The sequence below is a fragment of the Streptomyces sp. NPDC004435 genome (assembly GCF_042873895.1).
GTDB lineage: Bacteria > Actinomycetota > Actinomycetes > Streptomycetales > Streptomycetaceae > Streptomyces.
In genome coordinates this window covers 1-16,767 of record NZ_JBIAMB010000006.1, presented here as the reverse complement: position 1 = coordinate 16,767, position 16,767 = coordinate 1, and the positions used below count along the sequence as shown (strand labels likewise).

Below are 16,767 nucleotides of genomic sequence, written 5' to 3'. Positions count from 1 at the left end.
CATCCTTCACGCCCCACCGTACCGCCTCGCGCCGCGGCCGTGCGGGGAGCGATGTCGTGTTCACTCAGGGCTGCAAACATCAATTCCCCCCGTTCTGTTCCGTATCCTGTGCCCGCGCATTTCCCGAGAGTTCCGCGTGGAGCAGTTCCAGTACGCTCCGCACACTCTCTCTACGAATGTCCGCGCGGTCGCCGTTCAATCTCAACGACACCACTTTCCCCGCCGCGGCGCCTGTCGTGGAGGGTCCCGCGACCGCCACGTAGACGGTCCCGACGGGCTGCCCGTCCTGCGCGTCGGGCCCCGCGACCCCGGTCGTCGCCATTCCCCAGTCGGCGCCCAGCCGGTCCCGTACACCCCGTGCCATCTGCACCGCGACCTCGGGATCCACCGCCCCGCGCTCCCTCAGCAGGCCGGCCTCCACCCCCAGCAGCTCGTGCTTGAGGGGCGTCGCGTACGCCGTCACCGAGCCGAGGAAACTGCGGGACGCCCCCGGCACCCCGGTCAGCTCCGCGGCCACGAGTCCCCCGGTCAGCGACTCGGCGGCGGCCAGCGTCTGGCCCCGCTCCGCGAGCAGACCGAGGACCCGGGCGGCCGCCGCGCTCATCGCGCCGACGCCTCCGCGCGGGCGGCCGCTCGCTCGGCGGCGAGCCCCTGCCGTCTCAGGACGACGGCCTGTCGCACATAATCCAGGCCGGTGACGACGGTCAGCACGACCGCCACCGTCATCACCCAGAAGCGGAGCGTCGCCAGCGGGCCGGTGAGCATCAGCACGTACATGCCGACTGCCGTGCCCTGGGCGAGCGTCTTCATCTTGCCGCCGCGGCTGGCCGGGATGACCCCGTGCCGGATCACCCAGAAGCGCATCAGCGTGATCCCCAGCTCACGCGCCAGGATCACCGCCGTCACCCACCAGGGCAGGTCGCCCAGCGCCGACAGGGAGATCAGGCCGGCCGCCATGATCGCCTTGTCGGCGATGGGGTCGGCGATCTTCCCGAAGTCGGTGACCAGGTTGTACGTGCGGGCCAGATGTCCGTCGAAGACGTCCGTGATCATGGCGACGGCGAACGCCGCCCACGCCCAGGCCCGCCAGACCGGGTCGTGCCCGCCGTCCTGGAGCAGGAGCACCACGAAGGCCGGCACGAGGACGAGCCGGATCATGGTGAGGATGTTGGCGATGTTCCACACGCTGACGGGGTTCACGGCCGCCGCGCCCAGCTTGCCGCGGGGCGCGGGCCTTCCGGTCCCGCCCGTCGCGGATGCCGGGACTCCGGTCATCTGCCCACCTCCTCGACAACGGGGGGCTGGGGGTCGCCCCCCAGCAGCTCGGCGCACTCCGCCACGAGGTCGACGCCCTCGGTGCTCACGACCTTCGCCCTGACCATACGGCCCGGGGCCAGGTCGAGGCCCACGCCACCACCGTCGACGAGGTAGACCTGCCCGTCCGTCTCCGGGGCCTGGTGCGCGGCGCGGCCGATCCAGCCGTCCTCCTCGTCCTCGGTCTCCACCAGTACCTCCAGCATCTCGCCGATCCGCTCCTCCGCGCGCTGGGCGGTGAGCTCCTCGGCGAGCCGGGAGAGGTGGGCGAGCCGCGCGTCCACGACCTCCTGGTCGAGCTTGTGCTCGTACGTGGCGGCCTCGGTGCCGTCCTCGTCGGAGTAGCCGAAGACGCCGATGGCGTCGAGGCGGGCGTGGGTGATGAAGCGTTCCAGCTCGGCGAAGTCGGCCTCGGTCTCGCCGGGGAAGCCGACGATGAAGTTGGAGCGGGCGCCGGCCGTCGGAGCCTTCTCGCGGATGGTGGCGAGCAGGTCGAGGAAGCGGTCGGTGTCGCCGAAGCGGCGCATGGCGCGCAGCACGTCCGGGGCGCTGTGCTGGAAGGACAGGTCGAAGTAGGGCACGACCTTGTCGGTGGAGGTGAGCACGTCGATCAGGCCGGGGCGCATCTCGGCCGGCTGGAGGTAGCTGACCCGGACGCGCTCGATGCCGTCGACGGCGGCGAGCTCGGGGAGCAGGCCCTCCAGGAGGCGGATGTCGCCGAGGTCCTTGCCGTACGAGGTGTTGTTCTCGGAGACCAGCATGATCTCCTTGACGCCCTGCTCGGCGAGCCAGCGGGTCTCGTTGAGCACGTCCGAGGGCCGGCGGGAGACGAAGCTGCCGCGGAAGGACGGGATGGCGCAGAAGGAGCAGCGGCGGTCGCAGCCGGAGGCCAGCTTCACGGAGGCGACGGGGCTGCGGTCGAGACGGCGGCGGAGCGGGGCGCGCGGGCCGGAGGCGGGGGCCAGGCCCTCGGGCAGGTCGCCCGGGACGTTCTGCGGCTCCTCGGCGGCTCCGTGGCCCGGGAGGGCGACCTCTGCGGCGGCCTGCTGGCGGTCGACCGGGGAGAGCGGGAGCAGCTTGCGCCGGTCACGCGGGGTGTGCGCCTCGACACTGCCTCCGTTGAGGATGGTCTGGAGGCGGTTGGAGATGTCGGCGTAGTCGTCGAAGCCGAGTACGCCGTCGGCCTCGGGGAGGGCCTCGGCCAGCTCCTTGCCGTAGCGCTCGGCCATACAGCCGACGGCGACGACGGCCTGGGTGCGGCCGTGGTCCTTCAGATCATTGGCTTCGAGGAGGGCGTCGACGGAGTCCTTCTTGGCGGCTTCGACGAAGCCGCAGGTGTTGACGACGGCGACGTCCGCTTCCTCGGCGTTCTCGACGAGCTCCCAGCCGTCCGCTGCCAAGCGGCCTGCGAGCTCCTCCGAGTCCACCTCGTTACGGGCGCAGCCGAGAGTGACAAGGGCGACGGTACGGCGTTCGGGCATGGGCTCAAGACTACTTCGTCCCGGACGTGACCCCGTCGCCCAGGGTTCACCTGCGCGACGGAGGTCACACCGGACGCGCCGGTGACCGTGAGGTCACAGCGGACGCGCCCGTCACACCGGTCTCAGCCGGCGGTGGGGTCGCCCTTGGTGTAGCTGAGCCGCTCCACCTGGCCGTCCTCGAACTTCTCGGAGACCTTCTTGCCGTTCACGTACAGCTCGATCGCGCCGGCGTTGCCGAGGACGAGGTCGACCTGCTCGTCGTCCTGGAAGGTCTTCGTGTCGCCCTCCTGGAGGAAACCGTCGAAGAGCATCTTGCCGTCGGACGCCTTGGCCGAGATCCAGCTCTTGCCGTCGGCGCTGAGCCGGATGGTGACCTTGTCCGCCGGGACCGCCGCGATGGCGCTCTCGGTCGGCTTCGGGGCGGGCTTCACCGGCTTGGGCTTGGCCGGGGAGGACGCCTTCTCCGGGGCGGGCGCGGGACCGCCCTCCGCGGCCGTGGTCCCCTTCGGCTCCTCGGCTCCGTTGAACATCGTGAAGCCGACGAAGCCGACGACGGCGACGATCGCGGCGACCATGGCCGCGGTCCAGTTGGGCCGCCGGGGCTCGGGGCGGATACGTTCCGCCTCGAAGAGCGGGGCGGCGGGGGTGGGCGAGGGACGGCCACCGTGCTCGGCGTCGTACTGCTCGATCAGCGGCGCCGGATCGAGCCCGACGGCACGCGCGAGCGTGCGGATGTGACCGCGCGCGTAGACGTCGCCACCGCAGCGGGAGAAGTCGTCCTCCTCGATGCCGTGCACGATCGGGATCCGGACACGGGTGGAGGCGCTGACCTCTTCGACGCTGAGGCCGGCGGCGATGCGGGCCTGCTGGAGGGTACGACCGATCGGTTCCGGGTCGTCTGACGGGAACGTCCGGTCGTCTTCGGGGGAGTTGCCGATGGACACGAGAGCGCCTTTCGAGCGTGTAACCACCTGCTGGACGTTCAGTCTATGGGTGGTACGAAAGGGTGGGGCAACCGGGCGGGTGCGGTTTGTACGCCATGAGGTTGTACTTCGCGAGGATGGGACATCCTTCTGTCCCTCCGTCCAACTTGACGTACGGCCAGGGGAAACGGTTGCCCCCGGTTCCCTTACGAGTGAGTCTCGGCCAGGTCTCGATCGGATACCCCGCCCCGGCCGCTCCACTCCTCCGGCCCGCTCCACTCCTCCGGCCCGGTCACTCCTCCCGCCCGGTCACTCCTCCGACTCGCCGCGGATCACCGCGAGCACCCCGTCCAGCTCGTCGGGCTTGACGAGCACGTCCCTCGCCTTGGACCCCTCGCTCGGGCCCACGATGTTCCGCGACTCCATCAGGTCCATCAGCCGCCCGGCCTTCGCGAAGCCCACCCGCAGCTTCCGCTGGAGCATCGAGGTCGAGCCGAACTGCGTCGAGACGACCAGCTCGGCCGCCTGGCACAGCAGGTCGAGGTCGTCGCCGATCTCCTCGTCGATCTCCTTCTTCTGCTTGGTGCCGACGGTGACGTCGTCGCGGAAGACCGGCGTCATCTGGTCCTTGCAGTGCTGCACGACGGCCGCGACCTCGGCCTCGGTGACGAAGGCGCCCTGCATGCGGGTCGGCTTGTTCGCGCCCATCGGCAGGAACAGGCCGTCGCCCTTGCCGATGAGCTTCTCGGCGCCGGGCTGGTCGAGGATGACCCGGCTGTCGGCGAGCGAGGAGGTCGCGAAGGCGAGCCGGGACGGCACGTTCGCCTTGATCAGACCGGTGACGACGTCCACCGACGGGCGCTGGGTGGCGAGCACCAGGTGGATGCCGGCCGCGCGGGCCAGCTGGGTGATGCGGACGATGGCGTCCTCGACGTCCCGGGGGGCGACCATCATCAGGTCCGCGAGCTCGTCGACGATCACCAGGAGGTACGGGTAGGTCTTGAGCTCGCGCTCGCTGCCGGGCGGCAGCTGCACCTTGCCGTCGCGGATGGCCTGGTTGAAGTCGTCGATGTGCCGGAAGCCGAAGGCGGCCAGGTCGTCGTACCGCAGGTCCATCTCGCGGACCACCCACTGGAGGGCCTCCGCGGCCCGCTTGGGGTTGGTGATGATCGGGGTGATCAGGTGCGGAATGCCCTCGTAGGCGGTGAGCTCGACCCGCTTGGGGTCGACGAGCACCATCCGGACGTCCTCCGGGGTCGCCCTTATCATCACGGAGGTGATCAGGCAGTTGATGCAGGACGACTTGCCGGAGCCGGTCGCGCCGGCCACCAGCACGTGCGGCATCTTCGCCAGGTTGGCCATCACGTAGCCGCCCTCGACGTCCTTGCCGAGCGCCACCAGCATCGGGTGCTCGTCCCCGGCCGCGTCCGCGAGCCGCAGCACGTCCCCGAGGTTGACCATCTCCCGGTCGCTGTTCGGGATCTCGATGCCGACGGCGGACTTGCCGGGGATCGGCGAGATGATCCGCACGTCCGGCGAGGCCACCGCGTAGGCGATGTTCTTCGTCAGCGCGGTGATCTTCTCGACCTTCACGGCCGGCCCGAGCTCGACCTCGTACCGGGTGACCGTCGGTCCCCGGGTGAATCCGGTGACGGCGGCGTCCACCTTGAACTCGGTGAAGACGTTCGACAGCGCGTCGACCACGGCGTCGTTCGCGGCCGACCGGGTCTTGCCCGGCCCGCCCCGCTCCAGGAGGTCCAGGGCCGGCAGCGAGTAGGTGATGTCTCCGGCGAGCTGGAGCTGCTCGGCCCGGGGCGGCAGGTCCGTCGGCTCCGGCGCGGGCTTGGTCAGATCCGGTACGGACCCGCCCGCCGCACGCTTCTCCCCGCCCCGCGCCGTCGGCACGTTCGGCGGCGACTTCGGCATGGGCGGTACGGGCCCGCTCGCCTCGTCCGCCGCCCCGCCGGCCCCCTCGCCGAGTGCCGCGGCCCGCTCGGCGGCCACGTCCCGGGTCAGGTCGGCGACCAGCGGCGACGGCGGCATGCCGTTCAGCACCGCGCCGTCCAGCGCGGCGGCCGCCGCGGCGGCCACGTCGACCGGGTCCATGCCGTGGTCCTGGCCGGCCGCCGCCGTTCGGGGCCGGGCGGCGCGCCCGCGCCGCTCTAGCGCCTCCGCTTCGGCCCGGTCCACGTCGTACGGGTCGGCCGGGCCGCCGGTACGGCGCCTGACCGGGCGGGCGGCGCGCGGCGGCGCCTCCTGCCAGTCGTCCTCGTACGCCTCCCGGTCCTCGTACTCCTCGGCAGTCTCCTCCGCCACGGGTTCGACGAGACCGAGCCGGATGCCGAGGGCGCGCAGCCGCTGCGGGATCGCGTTGACGGGGGTGGCGGTGACGACGAGCAGTCCGAAGAGGGTGAGCAGCACGAGGAGGGGGACGGCCAGTGCCTCCCCCGTCATGAAGACCAGAGGCTGGGACGAGGCCCAGCCGATCAGGCCGCCCGCGTCCTGCATCGCCGCGGAGCCGGCGTCCCGGCCGGGCGAACCGCAGGCGATGTGGACCTGGCCGAGGACGCCGATGACGAGGGCGGAGAGCCCGATGACGATCCGTCCGTTGGCCTCGGGACGCTCCGGATAGCAGAAGAGCCGGAAGGAGATGGCGCCGAGCAGCAGCGGTACCAGCAGGTCGAGCCGGCCGAACGCGCCGGTGACCAGCATCTCGACGAGGTCGCCGACCGGGTTCTCCAGGTGGGACCAGGTGCCGGCCGCGACGATCAGCGAGGCGGCGAGCAGCAGCAGGGCGAGCCCGTCCTTGCGGTGGGCGGGGTCGAGCCCCTTGGCGCCGCGTCCTATCCCCCGGAACATCGCGCCGACGCCGTGCGCGGCGCCGCGCGCCACCTTGTAGACGCCGCCGGTCGGGGACGGCGCCGGCTTGGGCGCGGGCCGCTTCGCCGCGGTCTTCTTCGCGGGCGCCCGCTTGGCGGGCGCGGTCTTCCTGGCCGCCGCCTTCTTCGCGGGCGGCTTGCCCGGGGACTTCGCCGTGGACTTGGCCGCCGCCTTCTTCGCGGCGCCCGTCGTCCGGCCGGCGCGCGATGGTGCGGTGCCCTGAGTACCCTTGCCGGACGTACGTGAAGCCATGGTGCTGAGGTTACCGGTGAGCGGCCGGGCTGTCCGCCTCACCCGAACGTGTCGCCCTTGCCCCGGCACGGAGCTGACGGCCGGTCACCCGCTCCGGCCACCCGCGGCGAGGCGCGTGAAGCGCAGCCCCGATCGCCGACGGCAAGGCCCGTGGAGCCCAATCCCGATCGCCTACGGCAAGGCCCGTGGACCCCAGCCCCGGCAGCTCGCCGCGACGGCTCGCGCTGCTCAGCCCTGCGCGGGCAGCGAGGGCGCTCCGCCGGTACCCGGCTCCAGCGCGTCGAGCGCCCTGCGCAGCCCGGTGAGCTTGCGCTCCAGGTGGGCGGCGGTCGCGACGGCGGCCGCGTCGGCGGACTCGTCGTCGAGCTGCTTGGACAGCGCCTCGGCCTGCTCCTCGACGGCGGCGAGCCGGGCGGACAGCTCCGCGAGCAGCCCCGCGGCCTCCTTGCCCTGGCCGCTCTCGCCGCCGCCCTCCAACTGCAGCCGCAGCAGGGACGCCTGCTCACGCAGCTTGCAGTTCTTCATGTAGAGCTCGACGAAGACCGAGACCTTCGCCCGCAGCACCCACGGGTCGAACGGCTTGGAGATGTAGTCGACCGCGCCCGCCGCGTACCCGCGGAAGGTGTGGTGCGGCCCGTGGTTGATCGCGGTCAGGAAGATGATCGGGATGTCCCGGGTCCGCTCGCGGCGCTTGATGTGCGCGGCGGTCTCGAAGCCGTCCATGCCGGGCATCTGGACGTCGAGCAGGATGACCGCGAAGTCGTCCGTCAGCAGCGCCTTGAGCGCTTCCTCCCCGGACGATGCCCGCACCAGCGTCTGATCGAGCGCGGAGAGAATGGCCTCCAGCGCCAGCAGATTCTCCGGCCGGTCATCGACCAGGAGGATCTTGGCCTTCTGCACCATGCCCCGTCCTCCTCGCCCCGGCAACGGCTCGCCCTGGATCCCGGAACCGCTGCCGGAACCGGGGGATGCACCGGGCGCCGCCCCGGAGGACGGCTTCCTGGCGCCGTCCGTCCTTGTGCCGGTCATCGTAGCCGCACCCCGCACGTCGCCACACCCTGTCACCGTGATGTCACTGTGCACAGTTCGGAAACGGGGCGCGGGTCCAGAAGGTTCCCGGTTGCGGCGGGTCTCACACCCGGACGGCGACTGTACGCCGTCCGGTGCCCGACCCGAGCGGGATCCGGCACCGGACGGCGGGCCGTCACGCGCCGCTCATCCACTCCTCCATGACGGAGAGCAGGTAGTCCGGGTCGACCGGCTTGGTGACGTAGTCGGAGGCGCCCGACTCGATCGCCTTCTCCCGGTCGCCCTTCATCGCCTTCGCGGTGAGCGCGATGATCGGCAGCCCCGCGAACTGCGGCATCCGCCGGATCGCGGTCGTCGTCGCGTACCCGTCCATCTCCGGCATCATGATGTCCATCAGAACGACCGTCACATCGTCGTTCTGCTCCAGGACCTCGATCCCCTCCCGCCCGTTCTCCGCGTACAGCACCGCGAGACCGTGCTGCTCCAGCACGCTGGTGAGCGCGAAGACGTTGCGGATGTCGTCGTCGACGATGAGGACCTTCTCGCCGGAGAAGGAGTAGGTGCGGCGGGGCGCCGGGGCCTCCTCCGCCTCCGCGCCGGCGGTCACCGCGAGGGTGTCCGGCTCTCCCTGCGGACCCGGCTGCCCGGGCACGGCGCCCCGGGCACCTGCCGCACCCGCCTGGTCCGGGGCCTCCGCCGCGGGCCCTGCCTTGCGCCGGTGCCGGAAGAGCGCCCCGGCCCCCGACCGCGCGTCACCCCGTACGGGAGCGGGCGGGAAGTGCGGGAAGGCGTACCCCTCCGGCCCCGCGTCGGCCTCCTGCCCCGGGGTGTCCGTCTCGCCCTGTCCGTACCCGTGCGGCGGCACCTCGGTCGGGTTCAGCGGCAGGTACAGGGTGAAGGTGGAGCCCCGGCCCGGCTCGCTCACCGCGAAGATCTCGCCGCCGAGCAGGCGGGCGATCTCCCGGCTGATGGACAGCCCGAGGCCCGTACCGCCGTACTTGCGGCTGGTGGTGCCGTCGGCCTGCTTGAACGCCTCGAAGATGACCCGCATCTTGCTGGCCGCGATGCCGATGCCGGTGTCGGTGACCGAGAAGGCGATCAGATCTGCGTCGGCGTCCCGCAGCGAACCGGCCTCCAGGAGCTGCTCCCGGATGGACTGCGGCACGTCCGCCCCGGCCGGCCGGATCACCAGCTCGACCGCGCCGGAGTCGGTGAACTTCACCGCGTTCGACAGCAGGTTGCGCAGCACCTGGAGGAGCCGCTGCTCGTCGGTGTGGAGCGTGGCGGGCAGTTCGGGCGAGACGCGGACCGAGAAGTCCAGTCCCTTCTCCGCGGTGAGCGGCCGGAAGGTCGCCTCCACGTAGTCGACGAGCTGGACGAGGGCGATCCTGGTCGGGGAGACGTCCATCTTGCCCGCCTCGACCTTCGACAGGTCGAGGATGTCGTTGATCAGCTGGAGCAGGTCGGAGCCGGCGCCGTGGATGGTCTCGGCGAACTCGACCTGCTTCGGGGTGAGGTTGGTCTCCGCGTTGTCCGCGAGCAGCTTGGCCAGGATGAGCAGCGAGTTGAGCGGGGTGCGCAGCTCGTGCGACATGTTGGCGAGGAACTCCGACTTGTAGCGCATGGAGACCGCGAGCTGTTCGGCGCGCTCCTCCAGGACCTGCCGGGCCTCCTCGATCTCGGTGTTCTTGACCTCGATGTCCCGGTTCTGGCGGGCCAGCAGCTCGGCCTTGTCCTCCAGCTCGGCGTTGGAGTTCTGGAGCTCCTTCTGCCGGTGCTCCAGCTCCGCCGACCGCTCCTTCAGCTGCTCGGTCAGCTCCTGCGACTGCTGGAGCAGCACCTCGGTCTTGGTGTTGACGCTGATGGTGTTGACCGTGGTCGCGATCAGTTCGGCGATCTGGTTGAGGAAGTCCCGCTGGATCTGCGCGAACGGCTGGAAGGAGGCCAGCTCGATGACGCCGAGGACCTTCCCCTCGAAGAGCACCGGCAGCACGATCACGTGCGCGGGCGATGCCTCGCCGAGCCCGGACGAGATCTTGAGATAGCCCGGCGGCACGTTGACCTGGATGGTCCGCTTCTCCTCCGCCGCCGTCCCGATGAGGGTCTCGCCGGGGCGGAAGGAGGTCGGCATGGAGCCGGCGGAGTATCCGTAGCTCCCGCGCATGCGCAGCTCGTACGAGCCTCCGCCCTCGCCGACGAGTTCGGTGTCGTGGTTGGCGGAGCCGATCGGGGTCGCCACGAAGAAGGCGCCGTGCTGTGCGGAGACCACCGGCGTCAGCTCGCTCATGATGAGCGAGGCGACGTCGTCGAGGTCACGGCGGCCCTGCATCAGTCCGGAGATGCGGGCCAGGTTGGACTTGAGCCAGTCCTGCTCGTCGTTGGCGAGGGTGGTGTCGCGCAGGTTGGCGATCATCGTGTTGATGTTCTCCTGGAGCGCCTGGATCTCACCGGCCGCGTCCACACCGTCGATCTTGACGTTGAGGTCGCCGCGGGTCACCGCGGTGGCGACGGCCGCGATGGCCCGCACCTGCCGGGTGAGGTTCCCCGCCATCTCGTTCACGGAGAGCGTGAGGTCGCTCCAGGTGCCCTCGACGTCCCGGACCCGGGCCTGACCACCGAGCTGCCCGTCGGTGCCCACCTCGCGGGCGACGCGGGTGACCTCCTCGGCGAAGTTCGACAGCTGGTCGACCATCGTGTTGATGGTGTTCTTCAGCTCCTGGATCTCGCCCCGGGCCTCGATGTCGATCTTCTTGGTGAGGTCGCCCTTGGCGATGGCGGTGGTGACCGCGGCGATCTGCCGCACCTGGCCGGTGAGGTTGTCGGCCATGCTGTTCACCGAGTCGGTGAGGTCCTTCCAGGTGCCCGAGCCGCCCGGCACCCGCGCCTGCCCGCCGAGGATGCCCTCGGTGCCCACCTCGCGGGCCACCCGGGTCACCTCGTCGGCGAACGAGGACAGCGTCGTCACCATCGTGTTGACGGTCTCGGCGAGCTCGGCGACCTCGCCGCGGGCCTCGACGGTGACCTTCTTCGTCAGATCGCCGTTGGCGACCGCCGAGGAGACGCGCGCGATGTTCCGCACCTGGCTGGTCAGGTTGTTGGCCATCAGGTTGACGTTGTCGCTCAGGTCCTTCCAGATGCCGGTCACCCCGCGCACCCGGGCCTGCCCGCCGAGGATGCCCTCGGTGCCCACCTCGCGGGCCACCCGGGTCACCTCGTCGGCGAAGTTGGACAGCTGGTCCACCATCGTGTTGACGGTGGTGACGAGTTCCAGGATCTCGCCCTTGGCGTCGACGGTGATCTTCTTCGACAGGTCGCCGCGGGCGACGGCGGTCGTGACCTCGGCGATGTTCCGGACCTGGAAGGTCAGGTTGTTCGCCATGAAGTTCACCGACTGGGTCAGGTCCTTCCAGGTGCCGGAGACCCCCTGCACCTCGGCCTGGCCGCCCAGGATGCCCTCCGTACCCACCTCGCGGGCGACCCGGGTCACCTGGTCGGCGAAGGAGGACAGCTGGTCCACCATCGTGTTGAGGGTGTTCTTCAGCTCCAGGATCTCGCCCCGGGCGTCCACGTCGATGGTCTGCGACAGGTCACCCCGGGCGACCGCCGTGGCGACCTGCGCGATGTTCCGCACCTGGGCCGTCAGGTTCCCGGCCATGCCGTTCACCGAGTCGGTCAGGTCACGCCACACACCGGCGACGCCCGGCACCTGTGCCTGACCGCCCAGCCGGCCGTCGGTGCCCACCTCCCGGGCCACCCGGGTCACCTGGTCGGCGAAGGCCGAGAGCTGGTCGACCATCGTGTTGATGGTGTTCTTCAGCTCCAGGATCTCGCCCCGGGCGTCGACGTCGATCTTCTGCGACAGGTCGCCGCGCGCCACGGCCGTCGTCACCTGCGCGATCTGGCGCACCTGCGAGGTCAGGTTGCCGGCCATGAAGTTCACCGAGTCGGTCAGCTCGCGCCAGCGTCCGGAGACCCCGTCCACCCGCGCCTGACCGCCCAGCCGGCCCTCGGTGCCCACGTCCCGCGCCATCCGCGTGACCTGGTCGGCGAAGGACGACAGCTGCGACACCATCGTGTTGACGGTGTTCTTCAGCTCCAGCATCTCGCCGGCGACATCCACGGTGACCTTCTGCGACAGGTCGCCGTTGGCCACCGCCGTCGTCACCTGCGCGATGTCCCGCACCTGACCGGTCAGGTTGCGGAAGGCCGTGTTCACCGAGTCGGTGAGGTCCTTCCACGTGCCGGCCGCGCCCTGCACCTGGGCCTGCCCGCCGAGCCGGCCCTCGACGCCGACCTCCCGGGCCACCCGGGTCACCTCGGAACCGAACGCCGACAGCTGGTCCACCATCGTGTTGACGGTGTTCTTCAGCTCCAGCATCTCGCCGGCGACATCGACCGTGACCTTCTGCGACAGGTCGCCGTTGGCCACCGCCGTCGTCACCTGCGCGATGTCCCGCACCTGCGTGGTGATGTTCCGGAAGACGGTGTTGACCGAGTCCGTCAGGTCCTTCCAGGTGCCCGCCGCGCCCGGCACCTGCGCCTGCCCGCCGAGCAGTCCCTCCGCGCCGACCTCGCCCGACACCCGGGTCACCTCGTCGGCGAAGGTCCGCAGGGTCTCGGTCATCTGGTTGATGGTGTCGGCGAGTTGGGCGATCTCACCGCGCGCGCTCACGGTGACCTTCTGCGACAGGTCGCCGTTGGCGACCGCCGTCGTCACCTCCGCGATCCCCCGCACCTGGCTGGTGAGGTTGCCCGCCATCGTGTTGACGGAATCGGTCAGGTCCTTCCACACGCCGGCCACCCCGGCGACCTCGGCCTGCCCGCCGAGTTCGCCCTCGGTGCCCACCTCACGGGCCACCCGGGTCACCTCGGACGAGAACGACGACAGCTGGTCCACCATCGTGTTCACGGTGTTCTTCAGCGACAGCATCTCGCCGGCCACGTTCGCCGTGACCTTCTGCGACAGGTCGCCGTTGGCCACCGCCGTCGTCACCAGCGCGATGTCCCGCACCTGCGCCGTCAGCTGGTTCGCCATCGTGTTGACGGAGTCCGTGAGGTCCTTCCACGACCCGGACACGCCCCGCACGTGCGCCTGCCCGCCGAGGATGCCCTCGGTGCCCACCTCGACGGCGACCCGGGTGACCTCGGAGGCGAACACCGACAGCTGGTCGACGAGGTGGTTGACGGTACGCGCGACCTTCAGGAACTCTCCGCGCAGCGGCCGGACCGTCCCGTCCGAACCCTCCGAACGCAAGTCCATCCGCTGTTCGAGGTCGCCCTCGGCGACGGCCGTCAGCACCCGGCTCACCTCGGACACCGGCCGCGCGAGGTCGTCGACGAGCGCGTTGGCCGCCTCGATCGCCGCCGCCCAGGCGCCCTCGGTCGCCCCCGCCTCAAGACGCTCGGAGAGCTTGCCCTCGCGGCCGACGACCCGCCGCACCCGCGACAGCTCGCCGGTCACGTGCATCTGCCGGTCCGCGACCTCGTTGAAGACGGCCGCGATCTCGGCCATCACCCCGTCGCCGGAGACGGTCAGCCGCCTCCGCAGATTGCCGTCGCGCATGGACACGAGCGCGGACAGCAACCGCTCCAGCGCGGCCGCGTCCACCTGTACCGTCCCCCCACGGGAACGCCCGCCCCTCGCGCGCGTGCCGCTGCCGCCGCCGCGTCGCGCCGCCGTGCCAGAGTCCACCGTGTCCCTCCCGAAAGGGGTCGACCGTTCCGCTCCGGCTCCCGCCGAAGCATGTCCAGTGTTTCACCGCGACCGAACCAGGCGATAACAGTTCGGCAGCTTCGCACAGCGTCCCCACCCCCGGAGGGCGGAAACAGCGGAGACCGGCATCCGCGGGGACGGCGAAGGTAAGTAACCTGGCATCCGGCTGTCCAGCCGCCCCTGTCCGCCCGGCGGGGGCGGTGTGGAGCGTGTACGACCACCGGGCAGCGGGAGGGGCAGACCGAGCATGGCAGAGCCGGGCGTCGAGACGCGTACGAGGAGTGCTGTGATCACCGCGCGGGCGACTGCCACCTTCGACCCCGTCGGACGGTCCGTCGCCGCCGCCCGGGCCTTCGTCCGGGACACCCTCCAGGGCTGGGGCCACCCGGAGCTCGTGGACGACGCCGTCGTCCTCACCAGCGAGCTGGTCACCAACGCCGTGGTGCACGCCGGCACGGCCGCCGACGTCCTGTGCCTGCGCTCCGAGGACAGCATCCGCATCGAGGTCGCCGACCGCTATCCGGAGCGTGAGATCCCCGTCCAGAGCGGCCGCGGCATCGCGAGCCCGGACCGGGAGAACGGCCGCGGCCTGCTCCTGTGCGCCGCCCTCGCCGACCGCTGGGGAGTCGACTACTCCCCCACCCGCAAGCACGTCTGGTTCCACCTCGACCTCCCCCAGCGCCCCGTCGGCACCCGCTCGGCCGGCCCGGTCCTCCCGGACGCCCTCCTCCCGGTCACCGACAGCCGCGTCCGCGTCGCCGTCGTCCAGATCGACCAGGGCGGCTCGATCACCTCGTGGAACGAGGACGCCGAGGAGCTCTTCGGGTACGCCTCCGAGCACGTCATCGGCAAGCCGCTGGGCGACCTCGCCGCCTGGCCCCACACCCCCGGCATCGGCACCGGCCTCGCCGAGGCCCTCCGTCACTCCCGCTGGGAGGGCAGCTACGGGCTCCGCCGCGCCGACGGCCGCGTCATCCCCGTGTACGCCTCCCACCTGCGGGTCCGGGACGCCTCCGGCGAGCCGTCCACGGTCTGCCTCCTGGTGCGGGAGGACGAGCGCGCCGTCCTCCAGACCCCGCAGCGCCCGGCCGCCGACCCCGGTGCGGAGAGCCGCGCCACGGACCCCTTCGAGGTCTTCATCGGGTCCCCCGCCCCGGACGACCTGGACGGTCTGCTCCAGCGCACGGTCGAGCGGGCCCGGGACATGCTCGACGGCGACTCCGCCTTCCTCCTGCTGGCCACCGACGACGAGACGGAGCTGGAGGTCCGGGCGACCACCGGGCTCCCGGCGGCCCGCCAGCGCTTCGCCCGCGTCCCGGTGGAGACCGGCGCCAGCCGCTACGGCTCCGCCCGCATGCCCGCCGTCCACGAGGACCTGGCCGCCGTCCCCGGCGCCGTGCCGCTCCTCGAAGGCACCGGCATGCGCTCGGTCGTCACCGTCCCGCTGAAGGTCGAGGGCCGTCTCACCGGTTCCCTCGGCGTCGCCGCGGAGGCGTCGAACCGCTACTCGAACGAAGAGGCCCTCCGTCTCCAGTTCGCCGCCGACCGGATCGCCCTGGCCGTCGAGTCGGCCCGCCTCGGCGAGCTGGAGCGGCTCCGCCGCGGGTCCCTCAGCTTCCTCGTCGAGGCGTCCGACCTGCTGGCCGGCACTCTCGACCGCGACCAGACGCTGGCCCTGATGGCCCAGATGACGGTCCCGACCCTGGCCACCTGGTGCGCGGTCTACACGATCGCCGACCCGACCTCGGACCCGTACCTGTCGTACGTGCTCCACGAGGACGAGGACCGCATCGACGGTCTGAAGGCCCTGCTCCTCTCCATCGCCCCGCCCGACCCGGTGCCGGCCCCCGGCGCCCGGCTCTGGACGGCCCCGGGCGACGCGGCCCACCGGGCCGCGCTGACCGCCTCGGCCCGCGAGCTGGAGCACTTGGGCAGTCCGCTCTCCTCCGGCATCGACACGGCGCTCGCCACGGCGGGCGCGGTGGCCGGCGAGACGGTCGTCCTGCCTCTGGTCGCCCGCAACCGGGTGATCGGCATGCTCACCTTGGGCCGCCCGGCCGAGGACCACTTCCGCCAGGAGATCCTGGAGCTCGCCGAGGACCTCTCGCGCCGGGCCGCCCTGGCCCTGGACAACGCGCGCCTGTACTCGGAGCGCAACGCCATCAGCCAGTCCCTCCAGCGCAGCCTCCTCCCGCCCGAGCTCCCCAAGATCCCGGGCGTCGAGGTGGACGTCATCTACCGCGCGGCCGGCGAGGGCAACGAGGTGGGAGGAGACTTCTACGACGTCTTCCCCATCCGGGACGACGTGTACGGCTTCGCCATCGGCGACGTCTGCGGTACGGGCCCGGAGGCCGCGGCCGTCACGGGCCTGGCCCGCCACGCCTTGCGCCTGCTGGCCCGCGAGGGCTTCGGCGGCCCTGCCGTCCTGGAGCGCCTGAACGCGGCCATCCTCGACGAGGGCGCCCGCAGCCGCTTCCTGACCCTCCTGTACGGCGAGCTCCGCCCGCAGCCGGACGGCTCGGCGCTCCTGAAGGTCGTCTGCGCCGGCCATCCTCTCCCGCTCCGCCTCCGCCCCGACGGCACGGTCACCCCTGCCGCCGAACCCCAGCCCCTGCTGGGCGTCATGGAGGATCTGGAGCTGTACGAGGAGACTTTCACGCTCGACCCGGGTGATGTCCTCCTGTGCGTCACGGACGGTGTCACCGAGCGCCGTGAGGGCACCCGCATGCTGGGCGACGACGGCCTCGCCGACGCTCTCGGGACCTGTACGGGCCTGACGGCCGGTGCTGTCGGCGGCCGTATCCTGCGTGCCGTGGAGCGCTTCGCCCACGCCCCCGCCTCCGACGACATGGCCATCCTGACGATGCGCCTGCGGGAGCCGGACCCGAGCTGACACCGGACGGGCCGGCGCCTCCGCGAGGAGGCGCCGGCCCTCCCTCCTTTCCTTTCGATCCACGGAAACGCAAGAAGGCCCCCGCCACAAGGCGGGGGCCTTCTTTCTCTGAGCCCTTTAACGGAATCGAACCGTTGACCTTCTCCTTACCATGGAGACGCTCTACCGACTGAGCTAAAAGGGCGGGTTGTTCGGCGGCGTCCTACTCTCCCACAGGGTCCCCCCTGCAGTACCATCGGCGCTGAAAGGCTTAGCTTCCGGGTTCGGAATGTAACCGGGCGT

8 protein-coding genes, 1 tRNA gene and 1 rRNA gene are annotated in these 16,767 nt (G+C 71.4%); 1 reads left to right on the top strand and 9 read right to left on the bottom strand.

The window, feature by feature from the left end:
• Positions 1–79 precede the first annotated feature (79 nt).
• The 7 genes from ACFYT9_RS12265 to ACFYT9_RS12235 all read right to left on the bottom strand — a co-directional run bounded on the left by ACFYT9_RS12265 (position 80) and on the right by ACFYT9_RS12235 (position 13,571).
• Positions 80–604 (bottom strand): CinA family protein, encoded by a 525-nt coding sequence (locus tag ACFYT9_RS12265; protein ID WP_376598751.1) that lies wholly within the window; start codon positions 602–604, stop codon positions 80–82.
• Positions 601–1,275, bottom strand: a complete 675-nt coding sequence (gene pgsA, locus ACFYT9_RS12260; protein ID WP_376598753.1) for a CDP-diacylglycerol--glycerol-3-phosphate 3-phosphatidyltransferase — start codon at positions 1,273–1,275, stop codon at positions 601–603. Before pgsA ends, ACFYT9_RS12265 begins: the two co-directional genes overlap by 4 nt.
• Positions 1,272–2,795 (bottom strand): 30S ribosomal protein S12 methylthiotransferase RimO, encoded by a 1,524-nt coding sequence (gene rimO, locus ACFYT9_RS12255; RefSeq protein ID WP_389162734.1) that lies wholly within the window; start codon positions 2,793–2,795, stop codon positions 1,272–1,274. The genes pgsA and rimO overlap by 4 nt, the downstream gene beginning before the upstream one ends.
• Positions 2,796–2,917: 122 nt before the next feature.
• Complete coding sequence (locus ACFYT9_RS12250) at positions 2,918–3,739, bottom strand: helix-turn-helix domain-containing protein (RefSeq protein WP_376598757.1); 822 nt, start codon at positions 3,737–3,739, stop codon at positions 2,918–2,920.
• 288 nt (positions 3,740–4,027) lie between these two features.
• Complete coding sequence (locus ACFYT9_RS12245; protein WP_389162731.1) at positions 4,028–6,850, bottom strand: DNA translocase FtsK; 2,823 nt, start codon at positions 6,848–6,850, stop codon at positions 4,028–4,030.
• A 228-nt stretch (positions 6,851–7,078) separates the two neighbouring features.
• The gene (locus ACFYT9_RS12240) at positions 7,079–7,753 is read right to left on the bottom strand and encodes a two-component system response regulator (RefSeq protein WP_376598759.1); all 675 of its coding nucleotides are present in this window, start codon (positions 7,751–7,753) and stop codon (positions 7,079–7,081) included.
• A 301-nt stretch (positions 7,754–8,054) separates the two neighbouring features.
• Positions 8,055–13,571 (bottom strand): HAMP domain-containing protein, encoded by a 5,517-nt coding sequence (locus ACFYT9_RS12235; protein ID WP_389162728.1) that lies wholly within the window; start codon positions 13,569–13,571, stop codon positions 8,055–8,057.
• 268 nt (positions 13,572–13,839) lie between these two features.
• On the opposite strand from ACFYT9_RS12235, the gene ACFYT9_RS12230 reads away from it, so the two are divergent.
• Positions 13,840–16,485, top strand: a complete 2,646-nt coding sequence (locus ACFYT9_RS12230; RefSeq protein ID WP_376598763.1) for a SpoIIE family protein phosphatase — start codon at positions 13,840–13,842, stop codon at positions 16,483–16,485.
• Between the two features lie 111 nt (positions 16,486–16,596).
• Here the strand turns inward: ACFYT9_RS12230 and ACFYT9_RS12225 are convergent.
• Both ACFYT9_RS12225 and rrf read right to left on the bottom strand, forming a co-directional pair.
• A tRNA-Thr gene (locus ACFYT9_RS12225) sits at positions 16,597–16,669 on the bottom strand.
• Positions 16,670–16,674: 5 nt separating this feature from the next.
• Positions 16,675–16,767 (bottom strand): 5S ribosomal RNA (gene rrf / locus ACFYT9_RS12220); the annotation flags it as partial.